General features: G+C 61.8%; 14 protein-coding genes and 3 pseudogenes. 4 read left to right on the top strand and 13 right to left on the bottom strand.

Going from position 1 to position 16,580, the window contains the following annotated elements; all coding sequences use genetic code 11:
- The 12 genes from F6X42_RS39370 to F6X42_RS39315 all read right to left on the bottom strand — a co-directional run.
- The coding region (locus tag F6X42_RS39370; protein WP_187639240.1) for a LysR family transcriptional regulator at window positions 1–113 on the bottom strand (113 nt) is incomplete at its 3' end.
- A 184-nt stretch (window positions 114–297) separates the two neighbouring features.
- Window positions 298–1,467 carry an ROK family transcriptional regulator gene (locus tag F6X42_RS39365; RefSeq protein WP_246530487.1) on the bottom strand — a complete coding sequence of 390 codons (1,170 nt, stop codon included), beginning with the start codon at window positions 1,465–1,467 and terminating at the stop codon, window positions 298–300.
- A 91-nt stretch (window positions 1,468–1,558) separates the two neighbouring features.
- Entirely contained in the window at window positions 1,559–2,335 is a 777-nt protein-coding gene (locus tag F6X42_RS39360) for an inositol monophosphatase family protein (RefSeq protein WP_187639237.1), read from the bottom strand.
- Window positions 2,336–2,420: 85 nt separating this feature from the next.
- Window positions 2,421–3,551 carry an ABC transporter ATP-binding protein gene (locus F6X42_RS39355; protein WP_187639236.1) on the bottom strand — a complete coding sequence of 377 codons (1,131 nt, stop codon included), beginning with the start codon at window positions 3,549–3,551 and terminating at the stop codon, window positions 2,421–2,423.
- Complete coding sequence (locus F6X42_RS39350) at window positions 3,548–4,465, bottom strand: ABC transporter permease subunit (protein WP_187639235.1); 918 nt, start codon at window positions 4,463–4,465, stop codon at window positions 3,548–3,550. The genes F6X42_RS39355 and F6X42_RS39350 overlap by 4 nt, the downstream gene beginning before the upstream one ends.
- 2 nt (window positions 4,466–4,467) lie before the next feature.
- Window positions 4,468–5,313 (bottom strand): carbohydrate ABC transporter permease, encoded by an 846-nt coding sequence (locus F6X42_RS39345; protein WP_222945894.1) that lies wholly within the window; start codon window positions 5,311–5,313, stop codon window positions 4,468–4,470.
- A 97-nt stretch (window positions 5,314–5,410) separates the two neighbouring features.
- Window positions 5,411–6,775 (bottom strand): extracellular solute-binding protein, encoded by a 1,365-nt coding sequence (locus tag F6X42_RS39340; protein WP_222945893.1) that lies wholly within the window; start codon window positions 6,773–6,775, stop codon window positions 5,411–5,413.
- Window positions 6,772–7,494 (bottom strand): DUF1868 domain-containing protein, encoded by a 723-nt coding sequence (locus F6X42_RS39335; RefSeq protein WP_187639233.1) that lies wholly within the window; start codon window positions 7,492–7,494, stop codon window positions 6,772–6,774. The genes F6X42_RS39340 and F6X42_RS39335 overlap by 4 nt, the downstream gene beginning before the upstream one ends.
- 46 nt (window positions 7,495–7,540) lie before the next feature.
- Entirely contained in the window at window positions 7,541–8,248 is a 708-nt protein-coding gene (locus F6X42_RS39330; RefSeq protein ID WP_187639232.1) for an energy transducer TonB, read from the bottom strand.
- A 9-nt stretch (window positions 8,249–8,257) separates the two neighbouring features.
- Window positions 8,258–8,656: an ExbD/TolR family protein gene (locus F6X42_RS39325; protein ID WP_187639231.1), complete on the bottom strand. Its 399-nt coding sequence runs from the start codon at window positions 8,654–8,656 to the stop codon at window positions 8,258–8,260.
- A 2-nt stretch (window positions 8,657–8,658) separates the two neighbouring features.
- Entirely contained in the window at window positions 8,659–9,396 is a 738-nt protein-coding gene (locus tag F6X42_RS39320; protein ID WP_187639230.1) for a MotA/TolQ/ExbB proton channel family protein, read from the bottom strand.
- 61 nt (window positions 9,397–9,457) lie between these two features.
- The gene (locus F6X42_RS39315) at window positions 9,458–12,268 is read right to left on the bottom strand and encodes a TonB-dependent receptor (protein WP_187639229.1); all 2,811 of its coding nucleotides are present in this window, start codon (window positions 12,266–12,268) and stop codon (window positions 9,458–9,460) included.
- A 406-nt stretch (window positions 12,269–12,674) separates the two neighbouring features.
- Between F6X42_RS39315 and F6X42_RS39310 the strand changes: the two genes are divergently transcribed.
- Both F6X42_RS39310 and F6X42_RS39305 read left to right on the top strand, forming a co-directional pair.
- The gene (locus F6X42_RS39310) at window positions 12,675–13,706 is read left to right on the top strand and encodes a glycoside hydrolase family protein (protein WP_187639228.1); all 1,032 of its coding nucleotides are present in this window, start codon (window positions 12,675–12,677) and stop codon (window positions 13,704–13,706) included.
- Window positions 13,703–13,900 (top strand): annotated as a pseudogene (locus F6X42_RS39305) (LacI family DNA-binding transcriptional regulator); the annotation flags it as partial. The gene F6X42_RS39310 and the pseudogene F6X42_RS39305, both read left to right, overlap by 4 nt.
- Before the next feature lie 80 nt (window positions 13,901–13,980).
- Here F6X42_RS39305 and F6X42_RS39300 read toward each other — a convergent pair.
- Window positions 13,981–14,367 (bottom strand): annotated as a pseudogene (locus tag F6X42_RS39300) (ATP-binding protein); the annotation flags it as partial.
- A 222-nt stretch (window positions 14,368–14,589) separates the two neighbouring features.
- Between F6X42_RS39300 and istA the strand changes: the two are divergent.
- Together istA and F6X42_RS39290 are read left to right on the top strand one after the other, a co-directional pair.
- A complete protein-coding gene (istA, locus tag F6X42_RS39295) occupies window positions 14,590–16,107 on the top strand; it encodes an IS21 family transposase (RefSeq protein WP_222945892.1) in 1,518 nt (505 codons plus the stop codon).
- A 6-nt stretch (window positions 16,108–16,113) separates the two neighbouring features.
- Window positions 16,114–16,473 (top strand): annotated as a pseudogene (locus F6X42_RS39290) (ATP-binding protein); the annotation flags it as partial.
- Between the last annotated feature and the right edge of the window lie 107 nt (window positions 16,474–16,580).

The following is a 16,580-nucleotide window of genomic DNA, read 5'->3' as shown; positions in this document are numbered from 1 at the left end:
TTCACGCGGCGCGTCACTGCAGCAGAGGAGATATTCAGCGCGACCGCCGCCTGCGTGAAGCTGCGATGTTCGACCACCGCAGCAAACGTCTCCAGCTCCATCATGTTCAACATCGCGCCCACTTTCACCCTCACTCCTCGGTACCCGGTTCCCAGCACCAGCGCCAACGTACATAATGTCGCTTCATTGGTAAGGTCCGCGGCTTACCCAAGGTCACGGAGTCATCCACAGCCGGGAACACTGCGAGCTCACTCCACGCGTCCAATGCCGGGTCACACCAGTCTCCGCCGATCGTGGCTATTCGAAGAAGCTGTTTTTAAGCAGCACTAGCGCAGCGCCGTTTGCCGCCGCATCACCGTTCGCCTCTGACAGCACAAGCTTTGGCCTCGGCGGCCCAACGCCGTATCGATGTGCACCCCAGAAGCGCGCGCGGTCAATCAGCATCCGGCCGAGCGCCGCGGGCAACTGCCCGCCAAACACGATGGCCTCCGGGTCGAACAAGCCGGCAATGGCGTTGACCGTTCTGTCCAGCACGGGTAAGGTGCGCGTAACCCATGCTTCGACGCCGGGCCAGGCCGGATCAAAGCGCATCCTCAAGTCTTCGACAGAATCGATATCGATACCGTTGGCGCGCAACTCGTCGATCAGATAGCGCAAGGCAGGACGGTTTTCGGCTTCCTCGGGTGTGCACAGCGTCATTTCGCCCGCGTTGCCGTGCGCACCAAAATAAGGCTTTCCGTTGATGACAACGCCGCCTCCAAAGCCGTAATTGAACGATAGATAGAAGAAGCTCTTCGCCCAGCGTCCCGCCCCGAGCAGGCTTTCGCCAATCGCGGCCGTCGTCGCGTTGTTGTCGATCCACACAGGCAGTCCGAACGCGCGCTCAAGAATCGGCGCAAGGTCGACAAGCGACCAGTCCTGAAGCGGCTCGGGCGCATTCACCTGCCGGTCGTCGGCGACGAAATAGCCGGTAATTGCGAATCCGACGCCGATCAGCCGGTCGCGCGACACATGGTTGCGCGTAAGCATTCGGTCGATCACATCATTGATCGCCGCGAGCGACGCATTGCGGCTCGTGGGTGCCGTGCGCAGTTGCACCTCTTCGAGAATGTGGCAGCCGAGATCGGCGAGACACACCGACATGGAATCCGTGTTAATCGACACGCCGAGCGAGTACGCCGCTTCACGAACCAGTTCGATGCGCGGGCTCGGTTGGCCGCGCCCATTCCTGATCGTCTCGCCGGTCCGTAGCAGACCGCGTTCAGTCAGTTGCTCGATGAGCCGATGCACCGACTGCTGTGCCAGTTCGGTCTGGGCCGAAATCGCTGCACGCGTGATTGCACCCGAGCGGCGAACGAGGTCGAGAATAAGCCGCTCACTTGCAATCAGCGGACCAATCCGGCCGCGCTGTCGCGTCGAGCCTGTTTCAGGATCCGCAGACACCAACTCCTGGGAAACCTGGATCATATGTCACGCTCCGCCTATACATGAAATCGAAAATGGTAGCAGACAGGCCCGCTACTGGACCACTGCCATAGTGGGCCGCAACCGTCATCGGCTACGCTGCGAGCGCCGACCAGAAGGGCCGCACGGCGTCCATCAGTGGCGACGTGCCGACCGCGATCTGCATGCCGTGACGCACGCGCTCGCCGTCGAACGCGACCTGCAGACCGGCCTCGCGGCACAGCACCGCACCCGCAGCCAGATCCCAGAAACTCGTGTGGCACTCGAAGTAGCCGTCGACATATCCTAGCGCCGCGAACCCCAAACCGATGGTCGCGCAGCGGTAGCCCGTCACAGCCCATTGATGCTGCTTCATTCCCGCTTCGAGCATCGCCGTTTCGGCCGTGTCCCAGTGCACGTTAGTGCCGATCGCCGCGACACGTACATCGGGGAACGGCACGCTGCGCGTAAAGGGCTGACCGTTGACGATCATGCCCTGCCCCGTCGCCGCAGCAAGCGTCATGTGCAGCACCGGGTAATGAATGACGCCGACTTCCGGCTCGCCGTCCGCCACGAACGCAAGCGCGATCCCCCATAGGGGCGAGCCGCGCAGGAAATTGGCCGTCCCGTCGATGGGATCGACGATCCAGAACTGCGACGCCATCTCGCCACCCAGTTCCTCGCCCACGACAGCGTCACCTGGCCATGCACCGGCGATACGTTCCCTGATCCGCTGCTCGACGGACATATCGGCCTCGCTGACAAAATCCATCGGTCCCTTGCTGCTGGCGGCGAGCGCTTCGCGTTCTTTGAAAAACGCAAGCGCCGTCGTCCCCGCTTCTTCGATGATCGATATCGCCGTCTGCAGACGGCTCTCCAGATTGCTCAACACACTATTCCATAAGATAGATGAGAGGCCGTTGCGATGCACGGCTATCAGAACCTCGCGCCACCCACTGCGGCGTGAGCGCGTCGCCTCACGCCGTTGCCTCCGCGAAGCCCGGCATCGTCAGAGCCGCGCCCATCGCGGCATCGAACAGTGTCACATGTTCAGGCCGATAACCGAGAGACAGCCGGTCGCCCGTCCGGTAGTCAGCGGCGTCCCGCTGTGTCGCGATGATCCGCTGCCGTCCAAGCCGGCAATACAGCAGCCGATGACTGCCCAGGTCCTCAATCGCTTCAAGCGTGCACTGCAGACCGCTCGCGTCGTGCCGCACCACGAACGCTTCGGGGCGGATCCCGACGAGGATGCGAGCACCGCCCGCCTCGTTGTCGCCTCGCAACGCCCGTTCTACAAGCGGCAGCGCCGTCCCATCCGGCAACACCGCACCGCCGTCCGGCGCGCGCGTCGCTTCGAGCAGATTCATCGGCGGACTGCCGATAAAGCTCGCGACGAACGGCGTGCGTGGCCGATGATAGATGTCGCCTGGTGTGCCAATCTGTTCGATGCATCCGCGATTCATCACGACGATGCGATCGGCGAGCGTCATCGCTTCAGTCTGGTCGTGTGTAACGAAGATCGTCGTTCCGCCGATCTCCTTATGTAACCGCCGCAATTCCATACGCATCTCGTGCCGCAGCTTTGCGTCGAGGTTCGACAATGCCTCGTCGAACAACAGGATCGCGGGCTGACGGGCAATCGCGCGCGCGATCGCCACCCGCTGGCGCTGACCGCCGGAAAGCTGATCCGGGCGCCGCTTTAGCAGCTCCGTCAGCCTGAGCATGCTGGCCGCATCGGCAATACGCCGTTGGCGCTCCGTGCGCGGCAATCCCGCGAGCGTTAGAGCGTAACCGATGTTGTCCGCGACACTCATGTGGGGATAGAGTGCGTAATGCTGGAACACCATCGAGCAGCCGCGCTCGCCGGGCGGGCGCAGCGTGACATCTTCGCCGCCTATCAAGATGCGTCCATGCGTCACTGGCTCCAGCCCGGCCACGATGCGCAGCAACGTCGACTTGCCGCATCCCGATGGACCGAGCACGACCGTCAGCTCGCCCGGCTCGAAAACGACGTTCAGGTCGGCCATTATCGTGTTACCGTCGTACCGCTTCGTCACCCCCGCGACCGCGATACCGGCCCCCCGACTGTTTGCGCGATCACTCATCATTTCCCGACTCCCGTGACACCTTTGACAAACCAGCGCTGCATCAGCGCAATCACCACCAGCGGCGGCGCGATGCCGACCAGCGCAGCGGCCATCATCAGACTCCATTCGGGTGCCTGGCTCGCTTCCGTCGGCACGAAGCTCGCAGCACCAAGCACGATCGTGCGCATGTCCTGCCGGCTCGTCATCAGTAGCGGCCACATATAATCCTTCCACGTTGAGATGAATACAATCGTGCCCAGTGCCGCGAAATTGGTCTTCGAGAGCGGCAGGAGGATGTCGAAGAAGAAGCGCAGGGGCCCTGCACCGTCCAGCCGCGCCGCCTCGGACAGCTCCGCGGGCACGGTCTGATAGAACTGCCTGAAGAGGAACGTCCCCGTGGCCGACGCGACCAATGGCAATGTGAGGCCGGCGTAGGTATCCAGCAGGTTCAGTGATGCCGTGAAGCGCAGCCCCGTCAGCGTGGCAAGTATGGTATCGAGGTGGGTAGCTTCGAGGATCGTCTTCAGCGGCTCGAAGAGATCGGAGGCAACCGCGTAGGTCGGCACGATACGAACCTCGACCGGCAGCAGCAGGGTCGCCAACACGCCGAAGAAGATCACGTGCCTGAACCGCGAGCGGAAGTACACAACTGTATAGGCGGTGATCGACGACAACGCGAGCTTGCCGATCACGACGACCGACGACACGACGAAGCTGTTCAACAGCATGCGTCCGATGTCGATACGGCGCGCGACCTCGTGCAGGTTGTCGATCAGGTGGTCGCCGGGTACAAGCGCGATACCCTCGCCCAGCAGCGATGCATTCGACACGGAGGCGGCGCAGATCGCCAGATAGATGGGCGCGAGCGCGAGCGCGACGCCGAGCAGCAGCACCGCATAGGCAACAAGCCTGAGACCGGGATGACGTTCGACCATGACTAGTTTCCCCCATCGAGTTTGCGTTCGAAGACGCGGAACTGCACGAACGTCATCGCGATGATGAAGAACATGAGGATCACGGAAAGCGTCGACGAACCGGAAAGATCAAGCCCGACGAAGCCGTCCGAGTAGATCTTGTACGCGATGATATTGGTCGCTCCTGCGGGACCGCCCGCCGTCAGCGTATCGACGATGCCGAAACTGTTCGTCATCGCCTCGATCATGCTGGCGACGGTCACGAACAGGATGAAAGGTTTGAGCATGGGCAGCTTGATATCGAAGAAGCGCCGCACGGGCCCGGCGCCGTCGACGGCGGCAGCGGCCAGATAGTCCTGCGGGATCGAGCGTAGCGCGGCAACGAAGATCACGAAATTGAACGGCACCTGGGTCCACGCGAACGCGAGCGTGATCATGGCAATCGCTTCACTTCCGTTGGACTGCGGTGTCCACAGTCCGGGGTGAACGGTGTTGAGGTAAGCAAGCGGTCCGACGACAGGATTCGCGATGAAGCGCATGATCACGCCCAGCACCGCTCCCGCAATCGCATACGGCCAGATCAGCAGATTGCGGAATACTGCGCTACCGTGCAGGTTCAGATCCGCGAAGCCGGCGAGAACGAGCGCGATCAGCACGCCAGAACCAACGCCCCCCACCGCGAACAAAGCCGTTACCCGCAGTGACGCGTAGAAGGTGACGTCCGAGAGAATGCGAACATAGTTGTCGAGGCCGACGAAGATCGAGCCGTTGCCGAACGGCCGCACGAGATTGAAGGACCACCAGACAGCCTTGCAGGCCGGCCAGTAGAAAAACAGAGCCACCAGCAGAAGCTGCGGCAGCGCGAGCATCAGCGGTATCCGGCGACCTGGGAATTTGGCGCTTGGTTTCATCGGGAATGGAAAGTTTGCGTGTCGGGCAGTCAGCGGCAAGCGCGCTCGCGTTTCGTCAGGGCAGGCGCATGTCCCTATAGGTCGCCTCAAAGCGTTCCAGCAACGCATTGCCGCGCGTCTGTGCATCGAGCAGCGCATCGTCCATCGGCTTGTCACCGTGAAACGCGTGCTGCACTTCTTCGAACCAGATCGAGCGGAACTGCGAAAAGAAGCCGAGCCGCTCACCCAGACTGTTTTCGTTTCCCGGCGCGTTCAGCGACATCACGCCTGCTGTGATCGGCAGCAGCCCGATGTCCCGCTGATCGGACGTCGCGAATAACATCGCCTGCGCGGCCCGCGTAATGGGCAAATAGCCGGTCTTCAGCGCAAATGCGATCTGATTCCGCGGCTCACGCAGAAAGGCGAGAAACGCTGCGGCGACGCGATAGCTGGCCAGGTCCTGGCCTTTCATCGCCCAGATCGAACTGCCGCCAATCACCGTGTGGTAACGCGCCGCGCCTGCGTAGACGGGCATCATGCCCACGAGCGGGCGCACCTTGGCGATGCTCATGACGACGCCCATCGCACCCGTCGAATCGATCGACATCGCACACTCACCATCCGCGAAAGCGATCGTCTGGCTGCCCGTACGCGTGTCGGCCACATCGCGCAGCAACCCTGCTTTGCGCCAGCGCAGCACGTCGTGCATCCAGCGGTTCATCGGACCGCCCGCGAACACATAGCGCGCGGACAGCCCTTGACGTCCGTTGGCACCGCTCGCGAGCGGCACGCCCTGCACGGCCGCCGGCTGCTCGAACAGTTTCCACGGCGAAAAGTCGCTGACAGCGGGACAACTGGCGCCTGCGGCCTGCAGCTTGCGCGCCGTGTCCTCGAACGCTTCCCACGTCGAAGGCGTACTCGTCACGCCGACTTCGGCGAGCCGCGCAGTGTTCGCGTACAGCACGAGCGTCGACACGCCGAACGGCTGCGAGTAGAGTCGCCCGTCCGACGATGCGTAATACCGTCGCACCACATCGGCATAGATGGATGCATCAATCCGCTTGCCTACGATCGCCGTCATCTCGTCCATCGGATAGATAGCGTCGCTCAGCATCATGTCCGCCGTGCCAACGTCGTAAATCTCGACGAGCGCCGGCTGCCTGCCCGCGCGATACGCCGCGACCGTCTTGCGCATCGTCTGCTCGTACGCGCCCTGTGACACGCACTGCACCTTGTCCACAGGAGACGACGCATTGAACTCGTCGCACATGGTCTGGATCGCGGCCGCCACGGTCCCCGTATGGCCATACCAGAACTGGATGGTCGTCGCCATCGACGGCGACGCACCGAGCACGAACAGCAGAGCCGCGACGAGGCCTGGCGTGCGCATCACCGCGCGCTCCCGTTCGGGAAGGGGATGGGATGTGTGACTGCCACTCATTGCGATGCGATCCGGCGCAGGAAGAACTGGTTGTCGAATGCATACATGTTGTCGAACACGCAGAACTCGGGCGCGCCCAGTTCGATGATATCGAGCAGCTTGCCCACACGTTCATAGAAGCCGCCGACGAGATCGAGGCACGCACGAGTGACGTGGGGCGTCATGGGACGGACCAGATACGACAGCGTGATATGAAACTCATAGTGATCGTGCCATGCCGTCCTGAGCAACAGGCACTCGGCGAGCCGCGTGCGCAGATCGCGCAGCTTGCGCTCTTCCGCCGCATCGACGGGTACGAGCTTCATGCAGCCAACGTGCGTCTGATTCGCACGATCGGCCACCCTGAGACGCAGCGGCAACGTGCATCCCAGATCGAATGATTCGAGCTTCGCAGCGAAGTGACGCGTGCACTCGGGAACGCTCGCATCATGCGGCAGATCGGTTGGCCAGCGGTCGTTACCGCGCTCGAGATCTGCGACGCCCTCGAACACGGTCATGTGATAGCTCTGCGGCGGCAGAAAGCTCAGCGAGGATGCAAACGGACTCGACTTCATCGTGTCGCGCACAGCAACGAGCGCATCGGATAGCGGTGTGAAAAGAGGCACGTGGCACACCAGCGTATTGCCGGGATAACGCAACACATTGCCATTCGAATCGAACTTCTTTCCGATATGGTCCAGCGAGATGGACGGTACTTCAGGGACGTCGATAGTGTTCATGCCTGCTGTTTGCATTTGTCTTGCTTGTTGATGTCAGTTCAGTACGTCATTCGCTCAGCGAAAAACGCAGTTCGACTTCGCCGACCACATCGGCGTCGCCGGGAGAAAACTTCCAGCGCATCAGCGCGTTGATCGCAGCCTGATCGAAGACCTTCGGCGGATCCGAGTGCACGATGCTCACAGCGCTCACGCTCCCGTCCCGCGTGATCGTGACGTGCGCGATCACCGACCCTTCGATGTTGCTGGCCATCGCTCGCGGCGGATAATCCGGCTCGACCCTCACGAGCGGCACGATGCCTTTGCGGACCTTTGGCGCCTGCGATGCGGCAGGCGGTGCCTCACGCGTTGGCTTCGCGATGTCCGGCGCAAGGGCGGGCGCCGCCTGCGGCACAGTGGCGGGCGCCTGGGTGGCGACGGGCGCGGGTGTCACGGCTGGCGCAGGTACCGCGCTGTGTGTCGGCGCTGCATGCCGCACCGGCGCGGGACGGTGCGGCACAGGCGCGGGCTTGGGCGGTTCCGGTGGCGCCTTCCGAGCCGGCTGCGGCGGTGTGGGATCGGCGGGCGCGTCAGCGATGGTCACGACCTTCATCACCTTCGGTGGCGGCGGTGGTTCGGCAACGGGTTGCACCGGAACGCGCCCCAATATCGCAATCAGCCCACCTTCAATGACGAGCGCAATCGCAAACGCAGCGGGCCAACGCATACCGGGTTTCAGTTCGGGTGGCGCGAGCGCTCCCAAAACAAGTGTCTTCATGACTGAACCTCAGCGCACGGCCGCGACGCCGACATCGTCGACACCCGCCGCGTGCGCCAGGTCCATCACGTGCAGCAGATCCTGCAGCACCACATCCTTGTCGCCCGCGATGAGCACGTCGACCTTCGCATCGTGAGCACGTCCACGGATGGTCTGAGTCATCACGTCAGCGGACACGGGTTTGCCTTCGAAGAACAGGCTGCCGTTCTTGTTCACCGTGATCGTGAGCGTCGCCTTTGGCAGCGGCGCGGCCGATGCGGCGTGCGGCACGTTGATCTTGACGCCACTCGCATCGATCATCTTCAGCATCGTGACCATGAAGAAAATCAGCAGGAACATCATGATGTCGATCATCGGCACGATTTCGATGCGCGGTTCGTGCGACTCGAGGTAACGAGTGCGGCTCATGATCACGCTCCCGACGTATCGGATGCCATCGTGCGCGGCATCGCCCGTACGCTCGCCACTTGCCCCTGACGCTCACGCGTGTCTGCGGTGCCCGCGATGCCCGCAGTACCCGCCGCGTTCCTGCCGACCAGATGGGTGCGCTTGACGCTTGCGAGCCTGATCAGATCGAGGCGCAGCATCGCAAGCCGCACCCGCTTGGCGAAGTAGCCGTTCGCCGCAACACCGACAATCGCCACCAGCAGACCGCAGCCCGTGGCGATCAGCGCATGGCCGATGCCGCCCGTCACGGCGCCTGCGCTCGGCCCTGCGGCGCCAAGCACATTGAACGATTCGGTGATGCCGATGATCGTGCCGAGCAGACCGATCAGCGGTCCGAGCGTCACGGCTGTATCGAGCATCCACAGGTGCCTGTCGAGTTGCGGCAGCGTGCGCACGATCGCCTCGTCGATATAGCGGTCCATCTCGTCGGGATTCAGCGAGCGTGCCTCGACGGCGGCCTGCAACGTCGCGCCGTAAACCGTGGGACGGTAGCGCATCGCGACTTCGTTCACCAAGCGGTCGTCGCGAAAGTCGAGCGTGTTCAGGCGATGGTCGATTTCTGCACCCGATGGGGCCGCCTTCGCGAAGAACGCCGCGCGCTCGATCGCGACGGCCAGCACTACGAGAAAAAGCAGCGCGAGGACCGGGATGATGCCCGCCGACTGCGTGCTCAGGCTGAGAAATTGCTGCAACATGTTCATGTCGAGTCCTTGATAAAAGAGTTCGGTACACGGCCAGCCCGTTGCGGGTCCTGGCCGATGGTCAAAGATGCTTCGGGGTATAGGTCAGACCGAGCCAGAAGGTCCGGCCAATGGAGAACTTGTCCTTCAGCAGATTGTGGTTCTGGCCGGTGACGGCGACCACGGGCGATCCGGTCAGATTCGCGACCTCGAAGAACGTCTGCCAGCCCGAGCCGATGTCGTAGCGCGCCTGCAGATCGATTTCCTTGCGTGCCTGCCAGTACACGTCCTGACGCGGCAGGCTGGCATCGACCGCACGCAGGCTCGTGCCGATCCAGTTATACGCAACCGTGATGCCGAACTTGCGATAGTTGTAAAAGACGCTGAAGTTGCGGATCTGGTCGGGCTGGTTGACGAGGCGGTTAATCGTGCGCGTGCTGCCCGACGACGTGATCGCGTTCAGGCGGCCGCTTAGCACCGTGAGGTTGCCGCTGAAGCCGAAGCCCTGCAGGTACGGCGTGAGCCAGCCGAGCGAGCTCTGCACGAAGTTCAGTTCGATGCCGTCGAGCTTCGAGCTCGACGAGTTGAGTGGCTGCGTGATCGATGCTGTACGGGTCAAGCCATCGTAGAACAGCGTCCCCTGACTCGTCAGGCTGTAGATCTCGTTCTTGATCTGCTTGTGAAATGCTGCGAGCGAGACGAGGCCCGAGTGCGGCAGATACCATTCCGCCGAGAGATCGAGGTTCGTCGATTCGCGCGGCTTGATGTTCGGGTTGCCAGTAACGACAGTCAGCGATCCGTCGGAGCTCTCGGAGATTGACGTGTTGGGCGCGTAGTCGTCATAGGTCGGCCGCCCGATGGTCTTACTGGCAGCGACCTTCAGACGCACTGCGGGCGTCGCGTCGAAAACCAGCGACGCCGCCGGCAACGTGAAGTTGTACTTCGAATCGTTGGTAACGGACTGCCATGTGGTCGTGCCTCCCACCGTATTGCGAACATTACCTGTCGTCGACAGACGCGTGTCGTCCTGGCGCAGCCCGATCATCGCGCTCAGACGATCCGTACGCCATGATGCCATCGCGTAGCCTGCCGCCGTCTGTTCCGTGTGCGAGTAGTTGTTCTGCAGACTGCTCGCGAGGTTGTTGACGTTTGCCGCAACAAGGTTGCTATTGCTTTGCAGTTGCTGCAAGGCCTTGTTCAGGTCGATGGTGATGAACGGCAGACCATTACTGTACGGCAGCGTCGTCCCCGACGGACCGCCGACGCCTGCCATCGTGATTCCGCTGCCCGTCGGAAAGTAAGCGTTGAACGCTTCGTTATAGTTGTGGCCGAGGCTGCGATAATTGACGCCGATGGCATAGCCCAGTCCGCGCGAATCGGGGTCCATGTTCTGGCGGAAATCGAGCTTCAGATCGCCTACCCTGTCGTCAATCTGTATGTTGTCGGTACGCCAGTAGAGAGCCTGCCAGTTTGCGGGGTTCACAAAGCCGGAGGGATTCACGACAGTCACAGCGGGATCGAATCCGGATGTGTCGTAGGTCGTCGCCATGCCCGGCAAGCCGACTATAGACGGCTGCGTGCCGGACGCACCGTACTTCAGGTTGCCATAGATGTACTTCGCAGCCGTCTGCGGATTCCACTGGCTTGCCTTCGAGAACGAAGAGCGGAACGACAACATCCGATCATCACCCAGGCGCCAGTCGAGACCACCCTGGACGTTCTGGACAGTACGGTCGATCTTGCTTTGCTGCACGCCCGCTTCCGCCTCGCCAAGCGCGAACTGGCCCGAGGTCGCCGTCTGGTTAATTACGGGATTGTTAGAGACCCCCGTCGTGCGCCCGACGTCGATGATGTTCTCATCGCGCAACTCATGCATATTCTCGACGTTATAGCCGAGCGAGACGAAACCGTAGACGTCCGGCGTGAACTTCGCTTCGAGCTTCGCATCGACACCCTGCCGCTCGAGATTCTTGTGGTACTGCCAGTATTTGAACTGCTGCGGTACGGGAATGCCGTTGCCGAGATTCGGACCACCCGTCCCCGCCGGGTTCGCGAGCGAGCCGTTCGCATTGTAGAAGTTGTAGAAAATGTTGTCCGTGGTCATGTGACCCAGCGAATACGTGTTCTGCTTCTCGTAGTTCGCTGCGATCACAAGGCCGAGCGCGTTGGTCGGACCAAAGGTCGCGCTCCACGCCATATCGGCCTTGCGCGCAAGGCCCTCGGCCCCCGAGAGAACCTTGCCGGTTCCGTCGGCATGACCGAGTGCTCCCGTCGTGCTGAAATACGGCTTGCCGCCATTGTCGAACGCGCTGCGCGTGACGATGTTCACCGACCCACCCACGGCATTCGGGTCCTGGTCTGGCTGCCAGGTTTTGAAGACCTCCACCTGTTTGACGAGCGACGACGGCAGCATGTTCGTGCGTACGCCGCGGCTCGTCTGGTCGGTCGAGGCCATCGGTGCACCGTCGAACGAGATATTGTTGTAACTCGCGTCCAAACCGCGTATCGCGACGAACTGCGCCTCGTCGCGACCGTTAACGTTGTCGGGGTTAAAGCTTACCGATACGCCGGCGACACGCTTCACCACGTCGGTGACGGTCGCATCCGGCAAGGTTTCTATCTGCTCCTTCGTCAAAACATCCATCACCCGGTCCTGCGTTTGCTTTGTTGCAACGGCCGCACTGTTCGCGCCGCGCTTGCGCGTGACGTCGACATGACCGAAGCGCTGGACCTGCTGGTTTTTATCCGTGGCCTGCTCGCCGGTCGTGGTAGCACCCGCCTCGTCCGCCGGAACCTGCGTCGCGGCGCAGGCCAGCGATGACCACGCCGCCGCTGTCGCGAACGCAATCGCAGAAAGGCGCCAGTAACGGCGGCCGACTTGCTGATCGAACATGGTTCTTCCCGAATGTGTCATGTGTATGGTCAGTCGCGAAACTCCGACGAGCCTTCGCTGCTCCGGCCCGGCCAGACATAGTCCAGCACGGCCGAACGAATATTAATACTCTATATGTGTATTAATCGTGACATGCGTGGAAAAATGGTTGGTAGCTGTTTCTGTTCATAAACGCGCATAACGTTTGGTCTTGTATGGGTCGGTATGGTAGAGGCAGACGGAGTGGCTCTTCGATATTTTGATGACTTGATGGCCAAATATACCCGCCATGTGTATTATTAGCGGGCCGGCCACCGTGTCCAATGATCGTGGACGACCGGGCGTCGATATTCGCGTCAGACAGCGCGCAACCCGGCACGGTCCACACCGCAGCAACCGACCGTGTCGCCAGATAAGGACAGCAGCGATGGCATTTCGCCTTGAGGATCGTTGGGTGTGGGACTTCTGGTTTGCACAGGAAGGCAGACTCACCCACATGTTTTTTCTCAATGCCCCGAAGGCGATCGGTGACCCCGAGCAGCGGCACTGGAACGTGTCGATTGGTCACGCGGTTTCCATCGATCTGATCAACTGGACCGAACGCGGGGCCGCGCTACGTCCAGCGCGCTCGCCCGCATGGGACGACTACACCACCTGGACTGGATCGATCGTCCGCACGCCACAGCAGCGCTGGATGATGTTTTATACGGGCACGAACCATGCCGGTCGCGGTCTGGTGCAGCGCATCGGTGCGGCTGTATCCGACGATCTGCACACTTGGGAACGGCTCCCACACAATCCGATACTGGACATCGATCCCTCGTGGTACGAACCGCTCGATACGGCTATGTGGCACGACCAGGCCTTCCGCGATCCCTGGATCTTCGCCGTCCCGAACGACGGCGGGTGGCACATGGTGTTCACTGCGCGAGAGCCTGTTGGTCCGGCTATTGGACGCGGCGTGCTCGGACATGCGGTGTCGCACGATCTCGAACACTGGTCACTGCGCCCCCCGCTGTTCCGTTCGAAGGTGTTCGGGCAAATGGAAGTACCGCAGATCTTCGAGCATCAGGGCCGCTGGTACTGCCTGTTCTGCACTGCGAAGAACCATATCGAGCCTGCGTATTGCAGCGAGCGCATGTCCGAACCGATGACTGGCACCCACTATCTGATCGCCGATCATCCGCTTGGCGAGTGGAAGCTGGTCGAGGAGGACTTTCTGGTTGGCGATGCAGAGGGCTCGCTGTATTCCGGCCGGGTGGTGCACGCACCGGACGGTACGTTGCACTTCATGGCGTTTCTGAAATTCAGCAAAGACGGCCAGTTCATCGGGGAGATCTCGGACCCGATGCCCGTCCATGTACTTGAGAATGGCCGGTTGCAAATTGACGCGTCGGGCTACGGGGTCGGAGGCCCTGACAGGTTGGTGGGGAAGCGGCAGAACCCGTACCCGCGATGAATCTGAAAGACCTTGCTCACAAGCTTGGGGTGTCGCGGACCACGGTCAGCCGCGCGCTCAATGGCTACCCGGAGGTGAGCGAGCGGACCCGTGAGCGAGTCATTGCAGTTGCGGCTAGCGCTGGCTACCGCCCCAATCCGGTCGCCCGGCACCTGGCAACCGGGCGCGCCGATGCAATTGGTATCATTTACCCGCTTATGTGTCAACGCCGACTGAAACCTGACCCACGTTTCGAGGTTTCGCCGAAGTAAATCTGACCCACCCGGGTCCTGTATCACGCGGCTACTTTCGTGCTTGCCCGCGTGCCTGTTTGCCCCGCCTTTCTTTTGTCCTTCAGTCGATAGCTCTCGCCGCTGATTTGCACGATATGAGCGTGATGTAGAAGTCTGTCGAGCATCGCCGCTGTCAGCGTCTGGTCGTCGGCGAAGGCTGTCGCCCACTGCGTGAACGGCAGGTTGCTGGTCAACACGATTGAGCCGCGTTCGTAGCGTTTAGCGACGACATTGAAGAAGAGGTTTGCCTCCTCACGCCCGAATGGCAAATAGCCGATTTCATCGATGACGAGCAGCCTCGGTCCTATCACCGCGCGATTGAAGAATTCCCGCAAGCGGTTCTGCTGCCGGGCTGCGGCCAGTTGCATCATCAGGTCGGCGGCGGTGATTGTCACGGATCGCCGTATAGGAGCCAGTTGATGATCGGCGCATAGGCGCCAGCGCAGGATCGGCGTAATGGAGCCAGTCCATGATCGCCGTAATGGCGCCACCCGATGATCGGCGTATAGGCGCCACCTGCGCCGTGTAGCAGAACGCGGTTCGAACTTTCCCAACTGGGTACGCTTCGCTCTTTTCTGAGCGGAGCGCCCATGGCCAACCGGAGGTTCGAATTGTTTGAGTACCGCCAAGTCCTTGTCCGTATGCGGCAAGGTGATTCCGACCGCGACATAGCGCGCGCCGGGCTCATGGGCCGCAAGAAGCTCACCGCCGTAAGGCGCACCGCGCAAGAGCTCGGCTGGCTCGATCCGGCGCAACCGCTGCCGCAAGACACCGTGATTGCAGGTCAGTTCGGCCGCACGCCGCACCTGCCCAGTACCTGCGTGTCGACACTCGAACCCTTTCGCGAGCAGATCAGTAGCTGGTTTGACGCTGACGTACAGGGCACGACGATTCACAGCGCGCTCAAGCGCAACCATGGCTACACCGGCAGCTATTCGGCGGTGCGCCGCTTCCTGAAGCATCTGGGCGCCGAACGTAACGTCACCGCGACAACGATTCTGGACTTCCCGCCGGCCGATGCCGCGCAGGTCGACTTTGGCGCCGGTCCCGCGCTCGTCCACGAATCAGGTCATACGCTCAAGACGTGGTTCTTCGTCATGACGCTGTGCTGGTCGCGTCACCAGTACGTCGAACTCGTCTTCGATCAGACCGTCGAGACGTGGCTTGCCTGCCACCGTCGCGCCTTCGAGTGGTTTGGCGGCTGCCCGGGGCGAATCATCATCGACAACGCGAAGTGCGCGATCATCAGGGCCTGCACGTACGACCCCGAGGTCCAGCGTTCCTACGCAGGCCTCGCTGAGGGATACGGTTTCAGGATCGATGCCTGTCCGCCGCACGACCCGCAGAAGAAAGGCGTCGTCGAATCGGGTGTCAAATACGTCAAGAAGTCCTTCATGCCGCTGCGCACGTTTCGTGATCTGCCGGACGCCAACCGGCAGTTGCGCGAATGGATCATGCAGGAGGCCAGTGTTCGTGAACACGGCACGACACGCGAACAGCCTCTGGCGCGCTTCGCCATCGAGAAGCCGCTATTGACGGCGCTGCCCGATGTACCGCCCGTGCTCGCCGCATGGTCCACGGTCACCGTTCATCGTGACGCTCACATCCAGCATCACAAGGCGCTCTACTCGGTGCCGTTCGCCCTGGTCGGCAAGACGCTGTGGGTGAAGGCGACAGACACGGTCGTGCAGCTGTTCCATCAGCACGAACTCGTTGCCACCCATCCCCGGCTGCGCAAGCCAGGCGCACGCTCAACCGTCCGCGATCATCAGCCGCCGGCAGCACAGGCGTGGCTCGAACACGATCCGCAATGGTGTCTGGCGCAGGCCAAAGAAATCGGTCCTGCCTGCCACGCGCTGATTCTGGCGCTCTTCAACGATGAGGTGCTCGTCAACCTGCGCGGTGCGCAGGGCATCGTCCGGCTTCGCGGCAAGGTGGGTGACGCGCGGCTGGATGCCGCATGCGAACGGGCGCTGGCCCATGCCAGTCCCAGGTGGCGAACGGTCAAGACGATTCTGGACCAAGGTCTGGAGAGCGAACCCATCGCAGAGTCCCCGCAAACGCTCACCGATACCTACGTCAACGGCGGCCGCTTCGGTCGCAATCTCCAATCCCTGCTGATCCACTAAACGCCCATGAATCCCAGTCCTGAACTGAACACAACCCTCAAGCAGTTGCGCCTGTCCGGCGTGCTCGATTCCCTTGAGCAACGCAACCGGCAGGCCATTGACGGCCAGCTCGCGTACACGGAGTTCCTCGCCATGCTGCTGCACGACGAAGTCGCCCGGCGTGACCAGAAGAAGCTGCGCACCCGCCTGGCCCGCGCTGGCTTCGCAATGGGCAAGACCCTCGAAACGTTCGACTTCGACCGGCTGCCGAACCTGAATCGTACCCATATCCACGACCTTGCTACCGGCCGCTATATCGATGAGAAGGTCGCGATTCTCATTGCCGGGCCAACAGGTACTGGCAAGTCACAGGTATCTATAGCAGTGCGGGGTTGACGCCGAGGGCCAAGTCGATGATGGGGCTGCAAGGCGCCTCGACGAAGTGATCGCGGGTCGACCTCGTACCATCGAATTCAATAGCTTCTTATCTGAAT

Origin of the sequence: Paraburkholderia podalyriae (genome assembly GCF_014397785.1) — a bacterium.
Taxonomy (GTDB): Bacteria; Pseudomonadota; Gammaproteobacteria; order Burkholderiales; family Burkholderiaceae; genus Paraburkholderia; species Paraburkholderia podalyriae.
The sequence above is the reverse complement of the archived record's forward strand: the minus strand, read 5'-3'. Positions and strand labels throughout refer to the sequence as shown.

Coding starts and splice junctions, on each gene's coding strand:
- F6X42_RS39365 (WP_246530487.1), bottom strand. CDS start 1,467: ATGATCCAGGTTTCCCAGGAGTTGGTGTCTGCGGATCCTGAAACAGGC.
- F6X42_RS39355 (WP_187639236.1), bottom strand. CDS start 3,551: ATGATGAGTGATCGCGCAAACAGTCGGGGGGCCGGTATCGCGGTCGCG.
- F6X42_RS39350 (WP_187639235.1), bottom strand. CDS start 4,465: ATGGTCGAACGTCATCCCGGTCTCAGGCTTGTTGCCTATGCGGTGCTG.
- F6X42_RS39345 (WP_222945894.1), bottom strand. CDS start 5,313: ATGCTCGCGCTGCCGCAGCTTCTGCTGGTGGCTCTGTTTTTCTACTGG.
- F6X42_RS39340 (WP_222945893.1), bottom strand. CDS start 6,775: ATGAGTGGCAGTCACACATCCCATCCCCTTCCCGAACGGGAGCGCGCG.
- F6X42_RS39335 (WP_187639233.1), bottom strand. CDS start 7,494: ATGAACACTATCGACGTCCCTGAAGTACCGTCCATCTCGCTGGACCAT.
- F6X42_RS39330 (WP_187639232.1), bottom strand. CDS start 8,248: ATGAAGACACTTGTTTTGGGAGCGCTCGCGCCACCCGAACTGAAACCC.
- F6X42_RS39325 (WP_187639231.1), bottom strand. CDS start 8,656: ATGAGCCGCACTCGTTACCTCGAGTCGCACGAACCGCGCATCGAAATC.
- F6X42_RS39320 (WP_187639230.1), bottom strand. CDS start 9,396: ATGAACATGTTGCAGCAATTTCTCAGCCTGAGCACGCAGTCGGCGGGC.
- F6X42_RS39315 (WP_187639229.1), bottom strand. CDS start 12,268: ATGTTCGATCAGCAAGTCGGCCGCCGTTACTGGCGCCTTTCTGCGATT.
- F6X42_RS39310 (WP_187639228.1), top strand. CDS start 12,675: ATGGCATTTCGCCTTGAGGATCGTTGGGTGTGGGACTTCTGGTTTGCA.